This is a genomic window from Phytohabitans kaempferiae (genome assembly GCF_042433955.1).
Taxonomy (GTDB): Bacteria; Actinomycetota; Actinomycetes; order Mycobacteriales; family Micromonosporaceae; genus Phytohabitans; species Phytohabitans kaempferiae.
In genome coordinates this window covers 391,384-416,193 of record NZ_JBHLUH010000004.1, presented here as the reverse complement: position 1 = coordinate 416,193, position 24,810 = coordinate 391,384, and the positions used below count along the sequence as shown (strand labels likewise).

The window sequence follows — 24,810 nt, the reverse complement described above, 5'->3', positions numbered from 1 at the left end:
GTGACCGCCGAACCGCCCTCCGCCGTCGAGAAGGTGTTGCTCGTCCTCGACGCCGTGACCACCGAGCGGCGGCTCTCGGACATCTGCCGGGCCACCGGCCTGCCGCTGAGCACCGCACACCGGATCCTCAACGAGCTGGTCGCCGCCGGCTGGGTCCGGCAGGACCACGACCGCGGCTACGCGCCACACACCAGGCTGCTCGGCCTCGCCGGACGGCTGATCAACAAGGGCGGCCACGCCGAGCTGGTGCGGCACGCGATACAGCGGCTCAACGAAATCACCGGCTACACCATCCACCTCGGAGTACGGCAAGGCGACCAGGTGCTCTACACCGAGAAGCTGGACGGCCAGCGGGCGTACCAGATGCGCTCGTACATCGGCCAGGCCGTACACCTGCACTCCACCGGGATGGGCAAGGCCATCCTGGCGTGCCTGCCGGAGCCCGAGGTCACCGCGATCGCCGCCCGCACCGGGCTGCCCGCCATGACCCCGGCCACAATCACCGACCCGGCGGGGCTGATGGCTCACCTCGCGCAGATCCGGGCGCGCGGCTGGGCCTGGGACGACGGCGAAAACGAGCAGCACACGCGCTGCATCGCCGCCGCGGTCCTGGACGACGGCGGCGTCCCGGTGGCGGGTATCAGCATCTCCGGACTGGAGTACGACCTCAGCCTCGACCGGGCGGCCGAGTTCGCCGCCCCACTGCTGGACGCCGCGGAGGAGATCGGTCGTGCCTTCGGCGCGGCCGGCGCTCGCCCGTAGCGGCTTCGATCGACCCGGCGGGCCTAAGCGCTTGAACGCGTCCAGGCCCGTCGAGGTTGTCATGTGCTCGGGTCGACTTCGCGACCGGAAATGGGGGCTACGGCGGTAACCCGGCATGGAACACGGTGACGTTTATACGTGTGTCCATCGCCGCGCGCAGGCCATCGCCGTAAGTTTCCTTCCGACGGAGTTGTTCCATGACCCAAGCCATGACCGGGGCCGCCCCGGCAGGCATCACCGCCCGATCGCCTGTGGTGGAGCAGATGACCAACGACTTCGACGCCTTCTTCCGCGGGCGTGCGCCGGCGCTGCTGCGCACGGCGTACCTGCTGACCGGTGACAAGCACCTGGCCGAGGATCTGGTCCAGGACGCACTGGCCCGTACGTTCCGGGCCTGGCAGCGGCTCTCCGACGGCAACCCCGAGGCGTACGCCCGCCGCGTCATGTACCACCTCCAGGTGAGCATGTGGCGCCGGCGCAAGGTGGTCGAGACCATGCCGGGCGAGCTGCCGGAGCACCGCGACCACTCCGATCACGCCCACAACGCGGTCGAGCGGCTGGCGCTGCGCCGGGCGCTCCAGGCCCTGCCGGCCCGCCAGCGGGCGGTGGTCGTTCTGCGGTACTTCGAGGACCACAGCGAGGCGGAGACCGCCGAGATCCTCAACTGCCGTGTGGGCACGGTCAAGAGCCACACCGCCCGTGCCCTCAGCAGGCTCCGCGAACTGATGCCCGAGATCGACCTGTCCGAAGGGGTGACCCGATGAACGACCTGAACCAGCGACTCGCCACCCTGGCGGACGAGATGACCGACACCGACTACACCGCGCTGCGCCAGCGGGTGGACACCAGCGCCCGCCGCCTCGGCTACCGCCGCGCCGCGGTCACCTCGGTGGCGGCCCTGGCCCTGGCAGGTGCGGCCGCGGTCGGCGGGATCCAGATGCTGCCGCAGTCGAACAGCGTGCCGCAGCCCGGCGAGTCGGCGACGGTGGCCGTGCCGCCCACCCTGTCGACGTCCACTGTGCCCACTCCGCCGGCATCGTCGGCGCCAGCCACCGAGGGCACGCCGCGGGCCGGCACCGCGCCCGACCACGTTCCCGGCCGCCTCGTGTATCTGCGGGTCGGCGCCGAGATCGAGGTCGTCACGGTGACCGACGGCGTCACCAGGACCACCAGCTTCGGCGCCCGCATGCCGGGCGACCGTGTCGCCTCCGTCTCGCCCGACGGGACCAAGGTCGCGTTGCTACATCCGAAGCGTGACATCACCGAGTTCCCTGGTGACCTGGTGATCGTCCGCCCGGGAGGCGCCCGGAAGGTCGTGGCGGAGAACGTCTCCTGGGGCGGCGGAAACGAGCCGGCCTGGATGCCCGACTCCAACCGCCTGCTGGTCGGCATCACCGCCATGGAGGGCGACACCGCGACCGGCGGCCAGTCGTTCGGCTACGTCGACGCCACCAGTGGCACGTTCAGCGAGCTCGACATCGACCGGTTCCCGGAGTACCTGGCCTGGTCCGCGATCGGCACCTTCAAGGCGTACGCCGAGGGGAGCCGCACGATTGTGGTCGCCCGAGCGAGCGGCACCGTCGTACGGCGGATCGACATCAGCCGCCAGGCGGAGTGCGGCAAGGTCGCGTGCCCGTTCGCGGTGCAGGCCATCTCAAACGACGGCCGGTACGTCGCCACCGCGCAGGGCAACACCGATCCCACGCGGGTACTCAGCGCCGCGATCGTCCTGGACACGACCAGCGGCCACCGGATCGCGCTCCCCGCCAAGCTGAAGGGGATCACCGAGATCTTCTTCCGGTCCGACAACAGCCTGGTCGTGCAGACGGCGGACAAGCTTCACCTGGTCACGCTCGACGGCAAGGTGACGGCGACGATCGACCGCCCGGACCCGAGCAACGAGGCCGATCTGGCGCGGTACCTCGACCGCTGACCTGAAGCGAACCCGAGCGGCGCCGGACGAGTTCCGGCGCCGCTTTGCCCTGTATCGCAGGCATCCTGACTGTTGCGCCGCCATCCGTGGACCCAGGTACGCGCGGGACAAACTTCCCGGTGCGGTGGGACCGGTGCCAGGGCGTGCCGGGACTCGGTGGCGATTTGCTGAGGCCGGTGGGGAACGGCCGGCGCGCCGACAGGTGGGGCTTGGGTCCGTCGCATGGCGGACACATGATCATCGCGCGGGTGGACGTACGGGGGCCTCGGTGCTGACGACGTACCAGAACGGGCGTTCCTAGCCTCTTGGTCACACCAGAGTCGAGGAAAGGGACTGTCCACGTGCGACACCGTCTGAGATCCGTGCTGCTTTGCGCCGGTTTGGGGGCTATGGTCGGGGGTGCCGTCAGTGCGGCGCCAGCGCACGCCAAGCCCAACTGCGATGTACCGGTGCCACCGCCTATCTGCGGCGAGCAGCCGGAGGTGTATCCGCCGACCGGCACACTCACCCAGGTGCAGCGAGTGCCCGCCGGCGTGTCCGTCGCCGGCACGGCGTCCGACGACGACGCGCCGTCGAGCCCGGTGAGCGTCGACATCACCATCGACGGCGCTCGCGTCGGCACGCTGGTGGCCAACCAGACCGGCAAGCGCTACTCCGGGGTCGTGCCGGCGCGGGCCGGCAGCCGGGTCTGCGCGATCGCCCGCGACATCGGCGGCGGCGGGGACACCACGCTCGGCTGCGTCAACACCACGATCCGAGTGGACCCGTTCGGGGCGTGGGAAGCCCTCTGGCACGACAGCGGCCGGGTGCGGGTCAAGGGCTGGGCGATCGACCCCGACTCGACCGCCGCGCTCTCGGTCGAGGCACGGGACAACGCGGGCGCCCTTCTGGCGACCATCCCGGCCAACGTCAACCGGCCCGACATCGGCCAGGCCAACGCGGGCTACGGCGACTACCACGGCTTCGACGCGCAGTTGCCGGAGAAGCCCGCGGACGGCAGCCACCAGATCTGCCTCACGATGGTCAACCTGGGCGCCGGTACGAACACCGGCCTCGGCTGCAAGTCGTACACGGTCAAGCACCAGCCCTTCGGCGTCTTCGAGTCGCTGGTCCGCGACGGCGAGCAGCTCGCCCTGCGCGGCTGGGCGGCCGACCCGGACGGGCCGACGGCGCAGATCGACGTCGACTACTACATCGACGGCGTCTTGCGGGGCACCGAGCGGGCCGGCAAGGTCCGCGAGGACGTCGCCAACGACTGGCCCGGATACGGCCCGTACCACGGCTTCGAGACGACGCTGCCGGCGAACATGTCCGCCGGTAACCACACGGTCTGCGTCAAGGCGCGCAACATCCTCGCCGGCGTCGACCCGGCCACGCAGATCGGCTGCCACACCTACAGCGTCAAGGCGGCCGTCGCCACGCCGCGCTTCGACCCGGCCACCGTCGCTTCCACGTCGATCCGGATCGACTGGGCGGACGACCCGGTCGCGCAGGGCTTCCGGATCGAGCGTTCGGCGGACGGCGGCCCGTGGCGGATGCTCGGCGAGTGGGACTACAGCTGGTTCGTGGACAGCGGCCTCCGGCCGGGTCACGACTACTGCTACCGGGTCACCGCGAGCAACGACCGCCCGAGCAGCGCCTCGGCCGAGACCTGCCACAAGACGCTCCTGCTGCCGCTGCCCGCCGCCAGCGGGCTGACGCAGAGCGCCGGCGACGCGAGCAGCGCGACCGTGAAGTGGAACGACAACGCGACCACCGAGACCGGCTACGTGCTCACCTGGAACCGCAGCGGCGCCAGCCCGTCCGAGGCCAAGCGCGTGGAGCTGCCGGCCCGGGCCGGCACGGGTGAGATGGTCCACCGGATCGGCTCCCTCGAGCCGAACACCTGGTACTGGGTCACCGTGACGCCGGTGAACCCGGCACACGAGGCCGCGCCGGTTGCCGGGCTGAGCGTTCGGACGACGCCGTGAGGGCCCGTAGGCGGGCGCTGACGGTGTTCGTACTGTCGGCGCTGGCGATGGCGATGACGGCCACGACGGGGCTGTCCCCGGCGGCCGCCCAGCCCTTCTGCGACCGGATCCCGACGCCACCGGCGTGCAGCGACCCCGACCCCGATCCGCCTCGTTCGCACAACCCGACCGGCACGCTCGCGTCGGTCCATCGTGTACCGACCGGTGTCCAGGTCAGCGGCGAGGCGCAGGATCCGGACTCGACAAGCCCGGTCACCGTGGAAATCAAGATCGACAATGTGTCGGTCGGCTCCCTCGTGGCACACGGGGGTCGCTACTCGGGAGTGGTTCCGGCGCGCGCCGGCTCGCGGGTCTGCGCGACCGCCCACAACATCGGTCATGGCAGCAACGCCGGCATCGGCTGCAAGGACGTGACGATCTACTTCTCGCCGATGGGGATGCTGGAATCGATCGGCGCCGAGGGAGACAAGGTCCGGGTCCGAGGCTGGGCGGTCGACCCGGACACCGCCGGTCCGGTCGTCCTCGAGGCACGGGACGGCAGCGGCAACCTGCTGGGTACGATCACCGCCAACCAGTCGCGGCCCGACATCGGGCAGGCCAATCCCGGATACGGCGACCTGCACGGCTTCGACGCCCTGCTGCCGGATGGGGGACGGGACGACCTGCACACCGTCTGCCTCCGCATGCTGAACGTCGGCCAAGGTGTGAACATCGACCTCCTGTGCCGTGGCTACTGGGTGCGGCACCAGCCGTACGGCAGCTTCGACACGCTCACCCGCGACGGCGCGACACTGCGGGTCGGCGGCTGGGTCGCCGATCCCGATGACAAGGCGGCCAAGCTGGCCGTACGGGTCAACGTCGACGGCGCGGTCGTGCACGAGGGTCTGGCGGACGTCAGCCGGACCGGCGACGGTTGGGGATTCGACCTGGGCGGCATTCCGGCTGCCACCGAGGAGGGCAGCCACGGCGTGTGCGTCTGGGCTCGCAACGTCGGCTTCGGTGTCGACCCATGGACCGAGATCGACTGTCGCGGCTACAACATGCCCGGCAACGTCGCGCCGCCGGTCATCCGGCCGCTGGTGAAGAACGACACGCTTTTCTGGCTCCGCAACCAGGTGCGCTGGACCAACCACGAGAGCGTCGAGGGCGTGCGGGTCGAGCGCAGCGTGGCGGACGGTCCGTGGCAGGAGGTGTATCGGGTCAACGGGAAGGTGGACGTCTACAACGACACCGACGTGCAGGCCGGGACGCGTTACTGCTACCGCGTGATCACCACCAACACGCGTCCGAGCGAGGCATCGGCGCAGGTCTGCGGCAACTCGCTGCTGCCAGCACCGCAGGCACCGACGGGAGTCCAGGTCGCGGAGATCGGCGACACGTCGCTGACCATCACCTGGAACGACAACTCCGGCACCGAGGACGGCTACTCGATCAAGGTCACCGGTGGCGGCACCAGCCGGACGGTCACACTGCCCGCGATGGCCGGCACCGGCAAACGCCAGGAGACGATCACCGGGCTCAGCGCGGTCACGGGGTACACCATCCTGGTCAAGCCGTTCCAGAACACCGCCGCCGACCTCCCCGACGACCAGGCCGGCAAGGTGGAGGCGTGGACGACCGGGGCGCCGCGCATCGACACGTTCAGCGCCAATCCCACCCGCCCGCAGGCGTGCCAGCCGGTCAACATCCAGCTGACCTGGAGCGTCTCCGGCGCAACCCGCATCACGGTCACCCGTGACGGTGCGCAGATCTACAACGCTCCCCGGTCCACGCCGGGGCAGTGGGACCAGCAGATCAGCGGCGGAAGCAACGACGGCAACGTCACCTACGTGCTGACCGCGACCAACACCGCCGGTCAGACCACCACGCGGCAGGTGAAGGTGGAGCGCGACACGCCGATCCGGCTGGTCAAGCGGCTCAACCTCACCAACGTCAGCATGGAGCCGATGCGCGTCTACCACGTCGACATGTGGGGCAACGAGCTTCAGTTGCTCGACGAGTTGATCCCCGGTGAGACGTATCCGTACACGCCGCCGAACTGCCAGAAGGTCCGGATGGTCGTGAAGCTCAAACTGAGCGGACGGGTCGTCTACGACACCTTCGACATCCTGGGCCACCAGGACGGCATCGACATCCCGCAGCGGGTCAGCAACCCGTACTCCTAGCCCGATAGCGACACACAGATCCGAGGTGCCCCACCCCGACTCCGGGGTGGGGCACCTTTCCGCGTACCAACGGGCTGCGGATCGCCGGCGATCGTCGTTTCCGTGGTCGCCGGCAACGTCGCCTCGTGGCGGGCGCTGGAGAAGGCGGGCTTCACCAGGATCGGTGCGGGCCCGATAGAGCCGGACAACCCCGCCGACGACCCGTCGCACTACGTGTACCGGCTCGACCGCCTCGCTCCAGCGCCGGACCGACCTGTTCATGGGTAGGTAACGGGAGGGCGTACGCCGAGGCAAAAAGTCTGCCTTATTAGGACATTCCCAGCGTGAACCGTGTGCGACCGGCCTGCTGCCGGTCGCACACGGCCGTTCGCGTCAGGCCGGGCCGGTGCCGCCGATCAGCGCCCGGGCGGCGTCGGCGATGGCGTCGGCGTCGATGCCGGCGGCGCGAAGCTGCTCGTCCGGCGTGGCCGACGCGGGCATCTCCCGTACGGCGAGCTTGCGTACCCGTGGTGACGGCTCGCCACCGTCGGCGAACACGTCCAGGACGGCGTCGCCGAGCCCGCCTTCGGGCCAGTGGTCCTCGACCGTCACGAGATGGCCGGTCTCCCGTGCCGCCGTACGGACGGCGTCCGCGTCGATGGGCTTGACCGAGTAGGCGTCGATAACCCGGGCCGGGATGCCGTCGGCCGCGAGCCGGTCGGCCGCGGCGATGGCCTGGTGCACGGTGACGCCGGCGGCGAGGATCGTCACGCGGTCGCCGGTCGAGTGGCGCAGGGTGCGGCTGCCGCCGATCGGAAACCGTTCGCCGGGCGGGTAGATGACCGGCGTGCCGCCGCGCGTGGTGCGCAGGTAGCTGATCCCGGCCTGGTCGGCCATGGCCGCGACAAGCGCGGCGGTCTGGTTGGCGTCACACGGGTAGAGCACGGTGCTCCCGTGCACTGCCCGGAACACCGCCAGGTCCTCCAGGCCCATCTGCGACGGCCCGTCCTGCCCGATGGAGACGCCGGCGTGCGAGCCGCAAAGCCGCAGGTTCGCCCGGCTGATCGCGGCCATCCGTACGAAGTCGAAGGCTCTGGTCCAGAACGCGGCGAACGTGGCCGCGAACGGTGCCCAGCCGCGCGCCTGCATGCCGACCGCGGCGGCGACCATCTGCTGCTCGGCGATGTAGCACTCGAAGAAGCGGTCGGGATGAGTGCCGGCGAAGAATTCGGTGCGGGTCGAGTCGGCCACCTCGCCGTCCAGCACGACAACGTCGCCGCGCGCGTCGCCGAGCGCGGCGAGGGCCCTGCCGAACGCGGTCCGCGTGGCCTCCTTCTCGCCGACCTGGTACGTGGGCAGCGTCAGCGGGCCGGACGGGAACCGGTGCGGCGTGCCCGCGCGGTCCGGCGTCTGTACCGGTACCGTCATGTCGCGCACGCCGCCGAGCTGCCGCACCGCCTCGTCCGGGTCGGACAGCGGCTTGCCGTGCAAGCCCTCCTGGTCCTCGACCCCCGCGACGCCTTGACCCTTGCGGGTCCGCGCGAGGATCACCTGCGGGCGGCCGCTGGTGGACACGGCCTGGGCGAAGGCGCGGTCGATGTCCGCGATGTCATGCCCGTCCACCTCGATGACCCGCCAGCCGAACGCCGCCATGCGCCGCGCGTACGCGTCCAGGTCCCACTGGTGCCGGGTCGGGCCGCGCTGGCCCAGCCGGTTCACGTCCACGATCGCGGTCAGGTGGTCCAGTCCGGCCACGCCGGCGTGTTCGAACGCCTCCCACATCGAGCCCTCGGCCAGCTCACTGTCGCCGCACAGTACCCAGGTCCGGTACGGCAGCCGGTCCAGCTGGGCTCCGGTCAACGCCATACCAACGCTGAGCGGGAGCCCCTGACCCAGCGAGCCGGTGGCCACGTCGACCCACGGCAGCCGCGGTGTGGGGTGTCCCTCCAGCCGGCTGCCCAGCCGCCGGTAGGTCATCAGCTCCTCGGTGCTGATCGCGCCGGCCGCCCGCAGCATCGCGTACAGCAACGGCGACGCGTGCCCCTTGGAGAACACGAGATGGTCGTTGTACGGGTCGTCCGGATCGGTCACGTCGTATCGCAGGTAACGGGCCAGCAGCACCGCCATCAGGTCCGCCGCCGACATCGACGACGTCGGGTGCCCCGAGCCCGCGGCCGCGGAACACCGCACGGCGTCCACCCGCAACTGCTGGCCCAGCTCCACCATCTGATCCAGGCTGGGCCTGGTCTGCGCCTTGGTTACCGCCATACCGTTCCGCGTACCCGTCGGTGGCCGCCACAAACGGTCCCGCGCCGCCTGATCGCCTGTGCGTGTGCCGTCCGAAATTACGGGTACCTCGTCAGTTACGGCTACTTGTCAGCAAGGGGGTCAGCCGTCGACGCAGCGCCTCGGCGCGGGGGTCGCCGTACCGCCGGGTGAGGTCGAGCGCCTCGGTGGCGAAGCTCGCGGCCTCGGTGCTGTCGCCGAGGGCGTGCAGCACGGTGGCGAGGTCGGCCAGCGCGAGCGCGAGGCGCCAGCCGTCGCCGAGTTCCCGGTGGACCATGGCGGCGCCGCGGTGGAAGTCGGCGGCTTCCCGGGTACGGCCGACCGCCTGGTATGCCTCGCCCGTGGCGTTCAGGGCGAGCGCCTCGCGGCTGCGGTCGCCGAGCCGACGGTGGATCGACGCCGCGTGCTGGAGCGTGGCCAGCGCCTCGTACGGGCGGTCGAGCGCGAGCTGGACGTTCGCCAGCTCGATCTCGAGCATCGCCTCCATGATCAGGTTCTTTTGCTCGCGGCTGATCGACAGGGCCTCGTCGATGGCGGGCTGTGCCTCGGCGGCGCGTCCGGACTCCCGAGCGATCATCGCGCTGGTGTACAGCCACTCCGCCCTTACGAGCTGGGAGTAGTCGCCAGGCATCGCGGCGAATGCGTCGTCGATCCGGGCCTGAGCCTCGGGTAACCGACCGGCGTGGAACAGGATCAGCGCCATGTTGCCCAGGACGCCAACCTCCCAGTGCTGGTCACCGGCGTCCTGTACCCGGGCGAGAAGCCGCTGGTAGACCTCAAGGGCCTCGCCGAACCGGCGGGCGTCCACGAGCGCGTGGCCGTACGTGTTCTCGCGCAGCAGCTCCAGGCCGCTGTGGTCGGTGTCGACGGCCAGCGCCGCCTCGTGGTACTCGATCGCGCGGTCGGTGTCGCGGGCCAGGCGGTGCGTGATGCCCAGGCCCACCGAGAGGATGATCTGTCCAATGTGGTCATCGCTGCGCCGGGCCGCGGCCAGTGCCCGCTCGCCGAGCGGTAGCCAGGACATGGGCGGATGCCGGTCGCCGTACGGGTTGCGCAACAGAGCGGCGAGCTTCCACGCCATCTCGTCCAGGCCCGCGCCGGCCGCGGTTTCGGCGATCGCCAACAGGTTGTCGGTCTCCGTGTCGATCCATTCGAGCGCGGCATCGGGATCGGCGAAGCGCAGCGGCGTGACGGCGCTGTTTTCGAGGACGACGAGCCCGGGGTCACGCTGCGCGTCGAGGGCGTCGACGGCGGCCGAGAGCGTGCGGAGGTACCAGTCGCACAGCCGCTCCAGGGCGGCCCGCGTGTCGGTGGGACTGTCACTTCCCGACGCCTCGCCTGAGGCGTAGGCGCGCAGCAGGTCGTGAAACTGGTACCGCTCGTGGGCGCTCTGTTCGAGCAGATGCGCTCCGACCAGGACGTCGAGCAGGCGGCGGGCCTCCACCGGCGACACGGTGGCCAGCGCGGCGGCGGCCGGTAGCCCGAAACTGGGCCCCGGATGGATGCCGAGCAGCCGGAAGAGGCGCGCGGCGGAGGCCGACAACGCCCGGTACGACCACGCGAACACGGTGCGCACCGCGTCCGCCTCCTCCTCGTCCTCAGAGGAGAGGGCGGTCCACAGGGACGACTCGTCGCGCAGGTCGCGGATCAGCGCGGCCAGTGGCATGTGGGGCCGGGCCGCCGCGCGCTCGGCCGCGATCCGCAGGGCCAACGGGAGCCGGACGCACAACCGGGCGAGTTCGGCGACGTCGGCCTCCTGGTCGTCGATCCGGTATCCGGCGGTGGCCACGCGCAGCAGCTCGACAGCCTCGGCCTCGTCGAACACGCCCACGGTGACCCGGTGTGCGCCGTCGCGGATCAGCAGCCCGGAGAGGCGGCTGCGGGACGTCACCACCACCACGCAGCCGGCGGCCCCGGGCAGCAGCGGACGCACCTGCCCCACGGTGGCGGCGTTGTCCAGCAGGATCAGCATCCGCCGGTCGGCGAGCAGCGAGCGGTACAGCGCGCTGCGCGTCTCCAGGTCGCCCGGCACCGTACTCGGCGTCTGGCCCAGCGTCGTGAGAGACCGTTCCAGCGCCGACATGGCGGTCACCGGTTCACCCGGGTCGTAGCCGCGCAGGTTGACGTACAACTGCCCGTCCGGGAAGTCGGCGCGGTGGCGGTGGGCCCAGCGCAGGGCGAGCGCGGTCTTGCCCACGCCGGCCGTACCCGCGATCACGCACACCGACGTCTCGGGCGCTCCGCTCGCCGGCACCAGCATCGCGTCGAGTCGCGCCAACTCGCTCACCCGGTTGACGAAGCCACGTACGTCCGCCGGCAGTTGCCGAGGCACCGGTACAGGCTTGGCGGCCGGGCCGTGGAAGTGGACACCACCACTGATGTCCCGTGCCTGGACGACATCGTGTGCGCTGCCCGAGACCTCCGAGCGCGTCCCGTCTCCCGACTCACCCACCGGCGCCGCCTTCGTCACGTGTTCGCGGGCCTCGGCCCGGGCCCAGTACTGCCATGATCTGACGGTTTCGGTCCAATGTGAATCGTGCGGGCGAGCCGTAGAATCAAGCTCCCGCGTCCGATGGGGGTTGTTCCACAAACAGCAGGTGAGGTGGACAATGCGCACTATTCCGGAAGTCGTCCCGAAGAGCGTTGGGCGACGTGGCACCGGCAGCACCCAGGGCAGCACCAGCGGCGCCGGTGGTAGCGGCACCAACGGCGACACAAAGCCCAGGCTCGGTTAGGACCAATTTCAGGCGGGTCGGTCGAGCCGAGGCTCAGGCGGCGTCCGGTGTCGCCGGTCGTCGCTTGGGCCTCCGACGGCGTGTGTCCTCAGTCAGTGGAATCTGAACGGCCGGGATCGTGAAACGTGATCCCACCGCTCACGTCACGAGCCTGGACGACGGAGCCGTGGACCTGTCCACTGACCGTGTTGGAGACATCGTCGCGGCTGCCACCCTCCGCGGCGGTGACGTCAAACCAGAGCGCCCGGAGCCGCTGCGCGAACACCGGGTCTTCACGCATACGCCGGTCAAGCAGCTCGGCGAGGCGTTGGATGGCGGCCCGGTCCTCCGGATTGTCTCTGGCCGCTTCCAACGCTTCACGGTCCGATGGGTCGCGCCGAAACCGTTCGACCAGAAATCCGGTCAGCTTGGCGATCAGCGTGCGGCTGCCATCGGTCAAAGCCGTCGTCGCGGCCGTCGCCAAGGCAGTGGCGATGCTGGTGGTGATGGGATCGGTCACGGACATCCCCTCGCCAAGGAGCAGGACGATCAACGAGGCGAGCGTACTGCAAACCCCCAAAGCCCTTGCGCGTCGTCGTGGGCCCAGGCGTCCTCGTAGGTCGGTGTCAGTCGCCGTTAGGCCGGTTGTGTGCGAGGAGATCCCCGTGGTTTGATCCGGTTCCCCCTTTCTTGATCCGACGAGGGCAGCATGCGCAGATCGTTCCGGGCGAGCGTTGTCGTGATGGCGTTGACCAGCGGCACGTTGGTAGGTGTGGCGGCTCCGGTGCAGGCAGCCGCGACCGTGCTTTACGTCCGTCAGATGTCCGCGACCTGTTCGGACAGTGGCGCGGGCACGCCGGAGCAGCCGTTCTGCACCATCGGCGCCGCGGCGGCGGTGGTCACGGCCGGACAGACCGTGGAAATGAGCCACGGCATCTACCGGGAGCGGGTCACCGTCACCAGATCCGGGACACCGGACCAGCCGATCACGTTCCGTGGCACGGCGACCTCCAGCGTCTCGATCAGCGGGCCGAACGTCGGCTTCGTGATCGACGGCCAGCACGACATCGTGCTCCAGGGCATCCGGCTGATCAATGCCGTCGATGTGCCGGCCCTCGACATCCGAAACTCCTCCGCCATCACCGTCGAGGGTGGCGGCCTCGCCATGGCCCAGAACGCGACCGCGCCGGCCATCCGCCTCGCCGGGGTCACCGCGTCGTCGCTGAAGGGCTTCGTCGTCACCAGCACATCGGCTTCCGCCAGCATGACCATGGACGCCGCCACGAGTGGGGTCACCGTCACCGGTCTCACCTTCGACAGCCCGCAGCCTGTCGACGGGTCCGTCGCGATCCGGATCGATGGGGCGGGCAACAAGCTCAGCGGCAGTATCGTCAAGGGCTTCGGAGGCGCGGGCGTGGCGATCGAGCCCGGCGCGACCGACACGCTCGTGGTCAACAACCACATCTCGGCCGCCGGCGGTTACGGCATCCACAACCGCGGCGCCACGCGTACCGCGATCACCAACAACACCGTCCGGGACCGCTGCCGGGACGGCATCCGGGTCGACGGCGCCTCCACCGGTGTCTCCGTGCAGAACAACGCGCTGTTCGGCAACGGTTTCAGGCCAGGCTTCCCCAACCAGAACTCCTGCGTATCCGGCCAGATGGGCGGCCCGGAGATCGGTGTGTACGACGCTGCCGTGCAGGGCACGGTGGTCGACTACAACAACACGAGCCACCAAGTGCCGGATGAGGCATATGTGTGGGCCGGGACCCGGATGGGGCTGGCCACATTCCGTACCACCTCGGGGCAGGGGCGGCACGACCGGCAGACCATGGCCACCAACGACCTCATCGACTCAGCGAACTCCGCCGCCCCCGGCTACCCGCCCACCGACCAGGCCGGCAAGGACCGGATCGACGACCCGGGAGTGGCCAACACGGGCGCCGGCCCGGTGACGTACGCCGACCGGGGCTGGTCAGAGACCATCCGGAACCCGCTGGCCAGTGCGACCCTCGCGCTGGACGCCGGCAACAGCACGGTCACCGTCGACGCCACCGCCTCCACGCCAGGCACCGTCCCCATCGCCTCGTACACGTTCAACTTCGGCGACGGGACGGTCGTCACCCAGTCCTCGCCGATCGCCTCGCACCGGTACTCGACCTGGGGTGACTTCACTGTCCAAACCACTGTCACCGGCACCGACGGCCGCACCAGTGGGGCCACCGGGCAGGTCAGTGTCCTCCGGCCGACCGGCACGTGGGGACTGCTCTTCCTCTTCAATCTCCGGTACGCCACCGTCCGCCCCGGAAACGTGGACATCGTCCCGGAGAACCCCGGGGTGACCGAGGCGGCACAGTTCGACGTCGTGGACGCCGGCGCCGGAAGGGTGGCGCTCTTCTCTCGGGCTACCCGCAGGTATGTCACGGACGGCCCCAGCGATCGGCTCCGGATGACGCGCATCACCGTCGGCGACGGGGAGCGCTTCACCATCGTGCGCAACGCCGACGGCAGCATCAGCCTCCGGTCGGTGATCGGCGGCCGATACGTCAGCATCCTCTCCGAGGCATCACCGTTCCTGGCCGCGCACGCCTCCACGATCGGCATCAAGGAGAAGTTTCACCAGGTCAAGCTCACGGACGCGGGCCGCACGTTCAAGGCACACGCGAACGGCAAGTTCGTCTCGGCCGAAAGCTGGGGCACCAAGCCACTGATCGCCAGCCGCCCCGCCGCCAGCACATGGGAGACATTCGACATCGTCGACCTGGGCAACGGGCAGGTCGCGCTCTTCGCCCGCGCCAACAACCATTTCGTGGCGGCCGAGGGCGCTGGCGCCCAGCCACTCCAGGCCAAGCGGCTGGCGGTCAGCACCTGGGAACGGTTTACGATGATCCGTAACAGCGACGGCTCGGTGAGCTTCAGGGCAGCGGTCAACAACCGGTACGTCGCCGCTGAAGGCGCCGGAACAAAGCCGCTGCTCGCCGGGCGTACCGCCATCAACACGTGGGAGAAGTTCACCCTCGGCTGACGTCCGCTGCCGCTGCCTTCGACGTCTGAACAGCCCGGTCAACCGGGCCACTGATGTCGTGCGTCGCGGCAGCATCTCCCCGCGCCTGTCCTGGGAGGAAAGCCCTTATGACGAAGGCCTTTGACGTCGGCGAGGTGCTGCGCTCCAGACCGCGTGAGAGTATCTGCGGAGACCGATGCCGTCAGAGCGGGACGAGCGGATCACCGGTCTTGTCGAGGCACTCAGTGACGGGCCGGCAATTGAGGCGGCTGCACGATCGGTGGCGGCCGTGGGGGAGACGGTGCTGAGTCCGTATGCGCAACGAGCTGCCGCGCTTGCCGTGCGACAGGCGACGCCACGGTATCTGCGGGCCGGGCTCCGCGCGACGGCCCTGATGGCTGCCAATGGGGATCCCCGCGACGTGGTCGTCGTTCTTGCGCTGCTGTGGCGCAGTGCCGAGTTGTTGAAACTCGATCCCGGCGCGGAATTCAACGCGGTCGCTCGGGCTCTCGGACGGTACGGGGAGCCGCTGGCCGCCTTCGCTAGTCACCAAGCTCGGCGGCGAGTACGCCGTACGTGCCTTGATCGAACGCTACAAGCCGGATCAGCGTCACATCGGTTGGTGTGTCGCGCAAGGTGCTCACCGCGATCCGCGCCGCCCTGTCCTGGGGGAATCCGTAGATGCCGGTCGAGATGGCGGGAAAGGCGATGCTGCCTACGCCGAGCCCGTCGGCCACGGTGAGGCAGCGGCGGTAACAGGATGCAAGCGTCTCCGGCTCGCCCTGCTCGCCGCCCCGCCAGACCGGCCCGACCGTGTGGATCACGTACCGCACCGGAGGGTCGAGGTCGAACGCGGGCGTCGCCTTGGCATCTCCGGGCTTGCACGGGGCGATGTCACGGCCGGCGAACGCCAGCCGTGGGCCCGGCGGCGCGGTGGATGGCCCCGTCCACCCCGCCACCGCCTTGCAACGAGCTGTTCGCCGCGGTCACGATGGCGTCGACGGTCTCCCGGCGGATGTCTCCGCGTACGACTTGGATCGTTGCCATGGTCGGGCGGTCCTTTGTCTGATGGGTCGTCGTACTTGTCCTCAGGTCGGCAGTCAGCCGCGGGCGTTGCGCGGATGATTCTTGGCCGTGCGCTCGTTGCCGTGCCGATACTGACCGGTCCAGCGAGCCATGACCATCTGCGGGTCATCCTCCTCCACCTGGGCCAGGAAGGCTGCCGCACGCCCGCCGCGCACCGTCGTCACCGCACGGCCTCGGTGCCAGATGAGCACCGACCCATCCGCGCGGACCGTGTACTTGAAACCCTCCGGTGCAGCCATCCCGGCATGGTCGCACACTCCTACCCGCGAGCTGCACGGGTTTTCGCCCGCGCCCGCAGGGATCTGAGGGAGCACTTCCCACTCGCGCCGCTTTGGTCACGAGCGTGACCGGTCGGAGGGCCTCAGCGGCCGCGGTCGGGCCAATGTGGGTCCAGCCAGCGTGCGGCGCCGTCGAGGTCGAGTAACCGTATCCGGTGAAGCAGTTCCTCGTCGACGCCGTAGGCCCGTAGGCGGCTGGGGGCGTACCGGATCAGCCAGGTGGTGAGTTCGGTGCGCTTGGCTTCCTCGTCCGGCCAGCTTTCCCAGGGAAGAGTCCCGGAGGTTGCCGCATGCCTGGACTGGTCATTTTCGGACCAGGTTGTCTCGCAGCATGAGTGTGGCGCGGCGGCCGAGGCCGCCGCGCCACAAACGCGTTGATCAGAGTTGGTCGGGTCAGCCTGTTCGGCAGGTGACCGTCGGCCAGGTCCAGTTGCCGTTGGCCATGATCGTTACCCCGAAGTTGTTGCCACTGCCGTTCGGTCGGGCGGTGATGGTTCCGGTCGTGCCGCTGACGGAAGCACTCCAGCTGTTCTGCAGGCTCTGTCCGCCGTTCAGGTTGAGGCTGACGACCCAGTTGTTGGTCCCGCTGACCGCGACGTTGAGGTTGAACCGGTCGCCGAACTGCTGGCCGGCGGAGAGCGTCGCGGTGCAGTTGCCGCCGCCGGGGTTTCCGGGGTTGCCGGTGGTGGGTCCGGGGCCCGGGTTGCTGCCGCCGCCTTCCCGGACGGTGATGTCGGAACTGCCGCTGCTCTGGTAGCCCTCGGTGGCCATGACCTGGTAGCTGTGGTTGGTGCCGAGGTTCAGGCCGGCGCGGGCCCAGGCGTCGAAGTGGTTGGCGGTGGTGATGGTGCCACCGGTGCGCTTGCTCTGCCGGACGCTCCAGAACTGGTAGAACGTGGCGGTCCCGTCGATCGACGGCTGGTTGACCCGCTGGCTGCGGTAGATGTCGTAGGTGCCGCCGTCGGTGGTGACCGAGCCCATCCGGGTGGCGCCGCTGCTCGGGTTGTAGGTGCCGAAGTTCTCCACGACGTAGTACTCGATCAGCGGGTTCCGGGTCCAGCCGTACAGAGCGAGGTAGCTGTTGCCGTTCGGGTTGTAGGAGCCCGAGTAGCTGATCGTCCTTCGGGTACCGGTGGCCCAGCCCTTGCCGCCGACCCAGTTGTTGGTGCCGCTACCCCACTGGCTGGAGTACCGGCCGTCGGCGCGCAGCGTCATGCTGGCGTTGCCACTGTCCTTCCAGAACGAGAAGTAGAACCCGTTGTGCGTGCCCGTGGCGTTCGAGCTGACGGTCCGGTCGGCCTCGGCGTACGCGTTGGTGGCCATCACCGTGCCGCCGGCGGCCAGCACCGCGGCGCACGCGGCGCCGAGGAGCAGCCGCATGCGGCCGCGCCTCCCCGGTCTAGCGGGGCTGTGGTTCAGGTCGTTCATCAGCGTGCTTCCTCCTTCTGAGGAGCGTGGGGTCCCAGGCGGCGGGACGCGACCCGGCGGGTTGCCGCGTGCTGCGGCGCGGCCGGGGTGGCTGGTCGTCGTGTGGGGCGACGACTCCGGCGCAAGGCCAGTGGGCGCCTGGATCGACGGTGGTCGAGGTCCGTCGACGGCGTCAGTATTGGCCCAGGCGCTTCATATTGTCAATACTTCCCGGAAACATGCCGGAAGTCGTGGCGCGCTCGTTCGGATATATGCCCAGGCCACGGCGGATGTGCGGGCTGATGATCGAGAAGCTGTGCGCGATCGAGTGGCTAGATAGACCATCGACTTTCAGAAAACTTCCGGAGAATTAGATGGATGCCACCAAGACGGGTTCAGTGTTTCGCCTGCTCAACTGGGGGTGGAGCGACGAACTAGCACGTAGGGCGCGCTAGGAGGACTCCAGCTCGCAAACACTCCTCCGGAAGACTTTCGGAACAGAGTTGACGAGCCCGAATTCCTGCTGTAATACTCCGATTCACTGAGGCCGATGCGATGCACTTGGTCGGGGTATCGATCAGCCTTCCCCACTCGCACCGACATGTCCCGGAAGTCCTCGCCGGCCCGCGCCAAGGCGCGGCCGCGCGGCTGGCCACGGACGCCCACCTCGTTGCCCCGCCCCGCTGGCGGGGCCGCCCGCCGAACGAGTTTTGGAGGCTTCGTTGCGATCGACTCTCAGCATCGCCCGGCTGGCGCTCGGGCTGGTCACCGCACTGGCGCTTGTGCTGATCGGCAGCCAGCCGGCCGCCGCGGCAGGTGCCACGACGTCGGCGTCCACCTGGCAGTTGACGAACATCGGACAGCGCATCTGCATCCCGGCCGGCGAGTCATGGTGGACGTACTTCTGGATCACTATCGACGGGGAGTGGTCGGCGCCCATCGAGGTCGGAGCACGGAACCTGCCCGCCGGCACGACGACGAGCCTGCCGCACGCACCGATTCCACCGGGCTCAAGCGACGGCCATGTCGCGCTCAATCTGATCGCGATGACCCTGCCGCCGCTGCCGTTTGGGGTGTACCGGCCGGAGCTGACGGCGTCAGACGGGACGGAGACGCAGAGCGTCCAGGTCACGATCCAGGTTCAGGAGCGTTGGGGCTGCGTCTGAGCTTCAGCGAGTCGTCGGCCGTGCGTCCCGATCCAGCGGGCCCGGGGCGCACGGTCAGCACGTTCCAACCGCGACTGCGCGCACGTCACTGTCGACGCCCCGACGCCGACCGGCTGTCTGGGCGGCTCGTTCCAGCCTCAGGCGCCGTTACCACCACCACCGGCGTCCATGCCGCGGGGCGTTCTGCGCCGCCCGATGGTTGCGCAGGAGACGAGAGTAGTGAAGATTGTCGAACTCGTCGTAGGGCGCCCGACCTGATATGGCGATGTCCAACGCCACCTTGATCGCCGCCAGCAAGGGCAGGATCGCGAGCGAGACTGCTGCGGCGACCATCGTCTCGCCGAGCGGCCGTGGCGTGAACAAGAGCCAGCCGACGATTATCGGGTCAAGCAGCAGAGTCAGGAAGATGAGGGCATGAACCGCCGATCGCGCTGGTCTCAACAAGGGTCGATGGCTCACGTCCAGCCTCCCCGGTCTCAGAACATGCCTCGATGCGCTGAAGCCGCAGCGCCTCTCATCGATTGTGAACGCGCCGACGATGATGCATCGGGCGTGGTCGGTGAACCGCTACGCCGCGTCGGCTGCCGGCTGCTTCTGCCAAACCGCGGCCACGTCAGCCAGGGTGGTGAAATCCTCCGGCGCGAGCAGCGCCTGGAACGCCGGGTAGCACGCCCGCGTCAGTTCGGCGTTGTTGTCGGCGATGCAGTCCTTCGGCACGATGGTGAAGTAGTCCCGTTCGATGGCGTCCCGCACTGTCGACAGGACGCAGCCCGAGCCGGCGACGCCGGTCGCGACGAGTGACTCGATGCCTCGGGCGCGCAGCAGGTTCTCCAAGTTGGTGCCCTGAAACGCGCTGCGCCGGGTCTTCTCCACCACGAGGTCGCCGGGCTGCGGCGCAAGGTCGTCGAGGATCTCCCAGCCCCAGGTGCCCTGCATGCACTGCAACGGCTCGAAGCCGTAGCGCAGGTTGTCGGCGAGCCAGAGCGGCGAGGCGAGTGAGCCGTCAGGCAACTGGACCACTTTGGTGTAGATCACCTGCACATCGGCGGCCCGCGCGGTATCTACGAGTTGAGCGATGGGTCCGATCACGCTCTGGAAGCCGCTGACCATCGGCAGGCCGAATGACTTCGCGCAGTGGCCGTCGTCGTGGACGAAGTCGTTTTGCATGTCGACGACCAGCAGGGCGGTACGTGATGGCACGATCTTCTCATCGAGCCGGTCCCGCAGAATGTGGCCCAGGTACTCGCGCGCCATGGCGACCTCCGGTAGGTCAAGAACCTCTGCCAAGCAAATGCTTGGTTCCCTGCCGGAATCTAGGGGCCTGGCGAGCGCCGGTCAAGGCCACCTGCGCCGCATGGCGGTCGTCGAGAGCCGCGAACAGCTCCACCTCGGTGCGCGACGCGGCCAGCAACGACCAACCTCCCTCCTCGCGCGGCTGTCACATCTGTATTTCCACGTGCCGGGGTTTGAGTTCACGGCGATCGGAGAAGGACGATCGGCCCGCCGCGATGTGGCGGCGGGCCGATCTGGTGTGTGAGGGCTATTGCCAGTAGTCGGCGGGGATCGTCACGGTCAGGGCGTTACTCGGCTCCGAGGGTCGGTTGACTCCACCGCTGTGGCCGACGGCCACGATCGTGAAGGTGTACGTGAACCCGGGTTCCAGGTACGCCAGCTCGACCAGCTCGCCCACTGTGATGGTGGTCTGGAACATGTTGTTCCAGATCGGCCCCGAACCGCTGAAGCCCGGGCCCCTGGCGTGGACGTGGTACCAGAACGGGCCGGCCTGGAAGGTCGACCGGTCCCAGGCGATGCCGGCGAAGACGCCGTCTTCCTGCACCGCCCGCAGGTTCTGTGGGGCGGTCGGGGCCGGACCGGGCGTGGCGGTGGTCGCTCCCGCCGGTGCCGGCGCCAGGGCGAGCACCGCCAGGATTGGTACGACGAGCGCGAGCCAGAGGCTCGACCGGCGCGGTACGCGTAGATGTGGTCGCATTGGTTCACCCTTCGGGTTTCGTGTGGCTGTCGCCGTCTGTCAATGTCCAGCAGGGCCCTGGACCGGCCCTGAAACCCCGCTGAAACCGGGTGCGTCTAGGAGAGCGTGACGGCGCAGTTGGTGTGCCCGTTGAAGGTGACCTCGCTCGGCGCCTCCAGTGGGTTCGCGATGTGGAATCCGACCGTGAGTGCGGTCGTCGTGCCCGGCGGTATGGCGGGGAACCAGGGCACGCTGGTCACGGTGACCACCGGGCCGATCTGGTGGAAGTTGGCGTTGAAGAAGGGGCCGACCAGCTGACCGTTGGGGAACCGCCACGTCATCGTCCATGGTGGAGCGATGCTCGCCGGGGAGAGGTTCGTCAGGCTGAACGTCGCGAAGGTGGTCGCCGCGGTGACGACGACGGGTTTGATGGCGACCTTGACCGGGCACGGTCCGGTGGGTGGTGTCGGGGGCGGTAGTTCGTCACGGAGGCGGATGTCGTCGAACGACGCGCTCGCGCTTTCGGTGTAGAAGCCGACCCGGTCGCCGGAGCGGGTGCCGCCCGGATCGGCCGCGCTGACGGTGGCGCTGGCATCGCCTGGGCCGGTCGCCCTTCCGGTGACCTTGCCTGACTCCAGGAAGCTCAGGCTGAGCGTGTACCAGCTTCCGGCGCTCGCGGCGAAGGGTGTCGACGCGAGCACCACGTTCTGGCCCCACTTCCGCTGGCCGATCTCCAGGTTCGGGCCGCGGAACCCCACGTAGTAGAGGTTGCTGGGGTCGGAGACCTTGCCCGCGAGGCTGACCAGGTTGTCGGGGGAGAGCGCGCTGGTGGCCTTCGCGCGCGCGGAGACCAGCGTGCCCGACCCGGAGCCGGATCCGGCGCTGGCGAGCGTGTCTGCGGTCGTGCTCGCCTGAGTGAATACCTTCGAGCCGTCGGCGGTGACCGACCAACTGCCGCCGCCACCGGTGAGCCAGACGTTGACGGTGGGCTGTTCGAAATCGTCGGAGAAGAGAGCGGCGGCCCGTGCCGGCGTCGACGTCAGTGTCGCGCCGGCGATCAGGCCGCAGAAGGCGGTGAGCGCGAGCGTCTTCGTACGGCGGATGTGTGGCTTCATAGCGACTCCGGGGAGGTGGAAGCTGCTACATCGATTTCGATGTATCGGTGGCGCCACCATCGCCTCCCGGCCTGACGCGCGGCTGACATGGCGCTGAAAGCGCGGCTGTCTCATGCCGGTTCCGGTGCGGGCTTCCGGTCGAGCCGGGCGCGTACGTCGTCGGCGTCGGGGTGATCGATCTGGGTGAGGATGCGCAGGGCCTCGCGCCAGGCGAGCTGGGCCGCGTCGGCGTCGCCCGCGTCCTGGTGGGTGTCGCCGAAGTCGGCGAGCGTAATCGCCTGGTTGTACGCGTCCGCGAGCTCCCGGTACAGGTCGACGGCCTGCTGGTAGCAGCTGATGGCCAGCGGGTAGTCGCGCAGCTGGCGGTGGGCGTAGCCGAGGCTGTCCCAGGTCGCGGCCTGACAGTTCACATCGCCCAGCTCCTGGCAGATCATGAGCGCCTTCTCGCAGTGGGCGACCGCCTGGTTGTGGTCGCCGAGCAGGCTGTGAAACCAGCCGAGGTCGTTGAGGAACCTGGCCTGGTGGCCGCGATGGCTCGTGTTCTCCACGAGGCTCAACGCCCGGCTAACGTCGCGGAGCGCGTCGGCGTGCCGGTTTCGCCGCTCCGCTATCCAGGCCAGGGTCTCCAGCACGACAGCCGCTCCGAGCCGGTCGTCCAACTGCTCGAACAGGTCAAGGGCCTGCCTCAGTTGCGGGTGGGCCTCCTCGAAGCGTCCGGACCGGGCGTTGCCGATACCGAGGCCGAAGAGGGCGTGAGCCTGACCGGTGCGGTGGCCGAGCCGCCGCGCGGCGGCCAGGGCGGTGTTGTGCGCCTGCTCGTGCTGCTGCCACAAGCCCTGGCGCAGCAGGAAAGTGCTCACGGTCGAGGCGAGCTGCCATGGATGCTGCTCGAAGCCGATCTCGGCGGCGTGCTCGATGGCGGCGAGGAGCGGCGTGTGCTCGGCGGCGAACCAGGAGAGCGCGGCGTCGTGGTTTTCGTGCTGCTGGACGGTGACGCGTGGCTGGACCGGTGCCGGATAGATGGGGACCAGGTGCGGGTCCAGAAGCTGAGCGGCGGTGTGTGCCGTGTGTAGGTAGTGGTCGAGCATCCGATGGACCGCCGCCCGCCGGGTCTGGTTGTCGTCGAGCTGGTCGGCCCGCTCCGCCGCGTACGCCCGCAGAAGGTCGTGGAATGTGTACCGGCCCGGCGCGTGTTCGGCCAGCAGGTTTACGTTGGTCAGCTCGGTCAGTAGCGGGCGGACCCGCGCCAGCGGCATACCGGCGAGGCTGGCGGCGGCCTCCGCGGTGGCGTCCGGCCCGCGGACCAGGCCAAGCAGGCGGAACAGGTACGCCGCTTCCGGGCTGAGCGCGCTGTAGGACCACGAGAACACGGCGCGCAGGTCGGTGGTGGCGTCGCCGTGGTCGAGAGGTGCGAGTGCGCCGGCGTCGCGCAGCTCGGCGGCCAGCCCGGACAGCGGGAGGTGGGGGCGCGTCGCGGCGCGGGCGGCGGCGAGGGCCAGCGCGAGGGGCAGCCGGGCACAGCGCTCGATGATTTCGTCGACCGCCGCTGGCTCGGCCTCCACCCGATCCTTGCCGATCCGGGCCGCCAGCAGGTCGCGCGCCTGGGCGGGGGCCAGCAGATCCAGGGTCAGCGGGTGCGCCCCCTCGGTCGCGACCAGCGCCGTGAGCTGCCTCCGGCTGGTCACGACCACCACAGATCCGCCGGAGCCAGGCAGAAGCGGGCGGATCTGCGCGACGTCCCGGGCATTGTCCAAAACCACCAGGACCCGTTTGCCGGCCAGCAGACTGCGGTAGAGGCTCGCCTGGTCGTCCAGGGTCGCCGGGATCCGCTGAGCCGGCACGCCGAGCGCGTCCAGGAACGAACGCAACGCCGCCGCCGGGTCGAGGACCGAACCTCCCGCGTCGAACCCGCGCAGGTTGACGTAGAGCTGGCCGTCGGGGAACTGGGCGGTGACGCGGTGGGCCCAGTGCAGGGCGAGCGCGGTCTTGCCGATTCCAGCGGTCACGGACAGCGCCGAGATGACCACCGCCGCTGGGTGGGCCGGCTGCTTCCGTTCGGTATCGGTCAGGATGGCGTCCAGGCGGGCCAGTTCCGCGTCCCGGCCGACGAACGTCCGCACCGCGAGCGGGAGTTGCGACGGCACGGTGGCTTTCGACGCCGTTCGGCCCACGGTCACCGCCTGTCCCGGCGGATCGAGAGTCGGGTCCTGCCGCAGGATGTTGGTTTGGAGATCCTGCAATGCGGCGCTCGGCTCGATCCCCAGGTCCTCGCGCAGCGCCCGCCGCAGCACCTGGTACACGTCGAGCGCGTCGGCCTGTCGCCCGGCGCGGTAGAGGGCCAGCATCAACTGTGCGTGCACATTCTCGTGGTAGGGCTGCTCGGCGGTGAGGCGCTGAAGCTCCGGCACCAGTTCGACATGCTCGCCCAGCGCCAGGCGGGCCTCGACCAGCGCGTGCCAGGCCTCCACCTCAAGCAACGTAAGGCGTCGCGACTGTTCCTCCATCCATCGCAGACCGGCGACGTCCACCAGCGCCGGACCGCGCCACAGCGCCAGCGCGGCCCGGAGCCGAGCGGTGTTCGCGCTCCAGTCCTTCGACTGCCGCGCCTGCCGGACCAGGCGTTCGGCCACTGCGGCGTCCGTCGCCTCGGAGCCGAGTTCCAGGACGTAGCCGGGTGAACGGGCCACGATGGCGTCCCGCCTACCGAAGACGTGGCGTAGGTATGACACGTGCCGCTGGAGCGTGTTCAGCGCCGTCGCCGGCGGACGCTCGTCCCAAATGGCGTGTACCAGCCGGTCGACACTCACGATCGTGCCGGCGTGCAACGCCAGGACAGCGAGCACTCCCTTGCGGCGCAGGCCGGGTACCGGCCGCGCGACACCAGCCACAGTCACATCAACCGGACCAAGAAGCCTGACCTGCACGCAAACCCCCAAAGAAACTGATCCCCAGGCGGCCACACCGGCAGGCCGC

18 protein-coding genes and 1 pseudogene are annotated in these 24,810 nt (G+C 69.5%); 8 read left to right on the top strand and 11 right to left on the bottom strand.

All coding sequences use genetic code 11. From position 1 onward, the window contains the following. The 6 genes from ACFFIA_RS03160 to ACFFIA_RS03135 all read left to right on the top strand — a co-directional run bounded on the left by ACFFIA_RS03160 (nucleotide 1) and on the right by ACFFIA_RS03135 (nucleotide 7,097). Complete coding sequence (locus ACFFIA_RS03160) at nucleotides 1–762, top strand: IclR family transcriptional regulator (protein ID WP_377244921.1); 762 nt, start codon at nucleotides 1–3, stop codon at nucleotides 760–762. Between the two features lie 254 nt (nucleotides 763–1,016). Continuing rightward, nucleotides 1,017–1,526 (top strand): SigE family RNA polymerase sigma factor, encoded by a 510-nt coding sequence (locus ACFFIA_RS03155; RefSeq protein WP_377245687.1) that lies wholly within the window; start codon nucleotides 1,017–1,019, stop codon nucleotides 1,524–1,526. Continuing rightward, nucleotides 1,523–2,695: a hypothetical protein gene (locus ACFFIA_RS03150; protein ID WP_377244918.1), complete on the top strand. Its 1,173-nt coding sequence runs from the start codon at nucleotides 1,523–1,525 to the stop codon at nucleotides 2,693–2,695. The genes ACFFIA_RS03155 and ACFFIA_RS03150 overlap by 4 nt, the downstream gene beginning before the upstream one ends. A gap of 449 nt (nucleotides 2,696–3,144) precedes the next feature. Then, a complete protein-coding gene (locus ACFFIA_RS03145; protein WP_377244915.1) occupies nucleotides 3,145–4,665 on the top strand; it encodes a fibronectin type III domain-containing protein in 1,521 nt (506 codons plus the stop codon). Next, nucleotides 4,662–6,830, top strand: a complete 2,169-nt coding sequence (locus ACFFIA_RS03140) for a fibronectin type III domain-containing protein (RefSeq protein ID WP_377244912.1) — start codon at nucleotides 4,662–4,664, stop codon at nucleotides 6,828–6,830. Before ACFFIA_RS03145 ends, ACFFIA_RS03140 begins: the two co-directional genes overlap by 4 nt. Before the next feature lie 102 nt (nucleotides 6,831–6,932). After that, nucleotides 6,933–7,097, top strand: coding sequence for a GNAT family N-acetyltransferase (locus ACFFIA_RS03135; RefSeq protein WP_377244909.1), 165 nt, complete (start codon nucleotides 6,933–6,935; stop codon nucleotides 7,095–7,097). 105 nt (nucleotides 7,098–7,202) lie between these two features. Here the strand turns inward: ACFFIA_RS03135 and ACFFIA_RS03130 are convergent, their stop codons facing one another. The 3 genes from ACFFIA_RS03130 to ACFFIA_RS03120 all read right to left on the bottom strand — a co-directional run bounded on the left by ACFFIA_RS03130 (nucleotide 7,203) and on the right by ACFFIA_RS03120 (nucleotide 12,362). Beyond that, entirely contained in the window at nucleotides 7,203–9,077 is a 1,875-nt protein-coding gene (locus ACFFIA_RS03130) for a transketolase (RefSeq protein ID WP_377244906.1), read from the bottom strand. Between the two features lie 91 nt (nucleotides 9,078–9,168). Continuing rightward, a complete protein-coding gene (locus tag ACFFIA_RS03125) occupies nucleotides 9,169–11,547 on the bottom strand; it encodes an ATP-binding protein (protein ID WP_377244903.1) in 2,379 nt (792 codons plus the stop codon). Nucleotides 11,548–11,918: 371 nt separating this feature from the next. After that, complete coding sequence (locus tag ACFFIA_RS03120; RefSeq protein ID WP_377244900.1) at nucleotides 11,919–12,362, bottom strand: hypothetical protein; 444 nt, start codon at nucleotides 12,360–12,362, stop codon at nucleotides 11,919–11,921. A gap of 156 nt (nucleotides 12,363–12,518) precedes the next feature. Here ACFFIA_RS03120 and ACFFIA_RS03115 point away from each other — a divergent pair, with 156 nt between their 5' ends. Beyond that, on the top strand, nucleotides 12,519–14,837 hold the full coding sequence (locus tag ACFFIA_RS03115) for a right-handed parallel beta-helix repeat-containing protein (RefSeq protein WP_377244897.1): 2,319 nt from the start codon (nucleotides 12,519–12,521) through the stop codon (nucleotides 14,835–14,837). Nucleotides 14,838–15,358: 521 nt separating this feature from the next. Here ACFFIA_RS03115 and ACFFIA_RS03110 read toward each other — a convergent pair. From ACFFIA_RS03110 to ACFFIA_RS03100, 3 genes and pseudogenes are all read right to left on the bottom strand, one after another. Then, nucleotides 15,359–15,863: pseudogene (locus ACFFIA_RS03110) on the bottom strand (O-acetyl-ADP-ribose deacetylase). Nucleotides 15,864–15,916: 53 nt separating this feature from the next. Continuing rightward, complete coding sequence (locus ACFFIA_RS03105) at nucleotides 15,917–16,141, bottom strand: hypothetical protein (protein ID WP_377244894.1); 225 nt, start codon at nucleotides 16,139–16,141, stop codon at nucleotides 15,917–15,919. Between the two features lie 432 nt (nucleotides 16,142–16,573). Beyond that, the gene (locus ACFFIA_RS03100; RefSeq protein WP_377244891.1) at nucleotides 16,574–17,608 is read right to left on the bottom strand and encodes a glycoside hydrolase family 11 protein; all 1,035 of its coding nucleotides are present in this window, start codon (nucleotides 17,606–17,608) and stop codon (nucleotides 16,574–16,576) included. Nucleotides 17,609–18,297: 689 nt separating this feature from the next. On the opposite strand from ACFFIA_RS03100, the gene ACFFIA_RS03095 reads away from it, so the two are divergent. Then, a complete protein-coding gene (locus ACFFIA_RS03095) occupies nucleotides 18,298–18,753 on the top strand; it encodes a DUF5980 family protein (protein WP_377244888.1) in 456 nt (151 codons plus the stop codon). 147 nt (nucleotides 18,754–18,900) lie between these two features. Here the strand turns inward: ACFFIA_RS03095 and ACFFIA_RS03090 are convergent, their stop codons facing one another. The 5 genes from ACFFIA_RS03090 to ACFFIA_RS03070 all read right to left on the bottom strand — a co-directional run bounded on the left by ACFFIA_RS03090 (nucleotide 18,901) and on the right by ACFFIA_RS03070 (nucleotide 24,725). Beyond that, nucleotides 18,901–19,212, bottom strand: a complete 312-nt coding sequence (locus ACFFIA_RS03090; protein WP_377244885.1) for a hypothetical protein — start codon at nucleotides 19,210–19,212, stop codon at nucleotides 18,901–18,903. Between the two features lie 108 nt (nucleotides 19,213–19,320). Further along, nucleotides 19,321–20,007, bottom strand: a complete 687-nt coding sequence (locus ACFFIA_RS03085) for a cysteine hydrolase family protein (protein WP_377244882.1) — start codon at nucleotides 20,005–20,007, stop codon at nucleotides 19,321–19,323. Nucleotides 20,008–20,293: 286 nt separating this feature from the next. Continuing rightward, nucleotides 20,294–20,743 (bottom strand): hypothetical protein, encoded by a 450-nt coding sequence (locus ACFFIA_RS03080; RefSeq protein WP_377244879.1) that lies wholly within the window; start codon nucleotides 20,741–20,743, stop codon nucleotides 20,294–20,296. 95 nt (nucleotides 20,744–20,838) lie between these two features. Beyond that, nucleotides 20,839–21,837 (bottom strand): cellulose binding domain-containing protein, encoded by a 999-nt coding sequence (locus tag ACFFIA_RS03075; RefSeq protein ID WP_377244876.1) that lies wholly within the window; start codon nucleotides 21,835–21,837, stop codon nucleotides 20,839–20,841. Between the two features lie 110 nt (nucleotides 21,838–21,947). Beyond that, the gene (locus tag ACFFIA_RS03070) at nucleotides 21,948–24,725 is read right to left on the bottom strand and encodes an AfsR/SARP family transcriptional regulator (RefSeq protein WP_377244873.1); all 2,778 of its coding nucleotides are present in this window, start codon (nucleotides 24,723–24,725) and stop codon (nucleotides 21,948–21,950) included. Between the last annotated feature and the right edge of the window lie 85 nt (nucleotides 24,726–24,810).

Coding starts and splice junctions, on each gene's coding strand:
- ACFFIA_RS03150 (WP_377244918.1), top strand. CDS start 1,523: ATGAACGACCTGAACCAGCGACTCGCCACCCTGGCGGACGAGATGACC.
- ACFFIA_RS03115 (WP_377244897.1), top strand. CDS start 12,519: ATGCGCAGATCGTTCCGGGCGAGCGTTGTCGTGATGGCGTTGACCAGC.
- ACFFIA_RS03130 (WP_377244906.1), bottom strand. CDS start 9,077: ATGGCGGTAACCAAGGCGCAGACCAGGCCCAGCCTGGATCAGATGGTG.
- ACFFIA_RS03085 (WP_377244882.1), bottom strand. CDS start 20,007: ATGGCGCGCGAGTACCTGGGCCACATTCTGCGGGACCGGCTCGATGAG.
- ACFFIA_RS03075 (WP_377244876.1), bottom strand. CDS start 21,837: ATGAAGCCACACATCCGCCGTACGAAGACGCTCGCGCTCACCGCCTTC.
- ACFFIA_RS03100 (WP_377244891.1), bottom strand. CDS start 17,608: ATGAACGACCTGAACCACAGCCCCGCTAGACCGGGGAGGCGCGGCCGC.
- ACFFIA_RS03105 (WP_377244894.1), bottom strand. CDS start 16,141: ATGGCTGCACCGGAGGGTTTCAAGTACACGGTCCGCGCGGATGGGTCG.
- ACFFIA_RS03080 (WP_377244879.1), bottom strand. CDS start 20,743: ATGCGACCACATCTACGCGTACCGCGCCGGTCGAGCCTCTGGCTCGCG.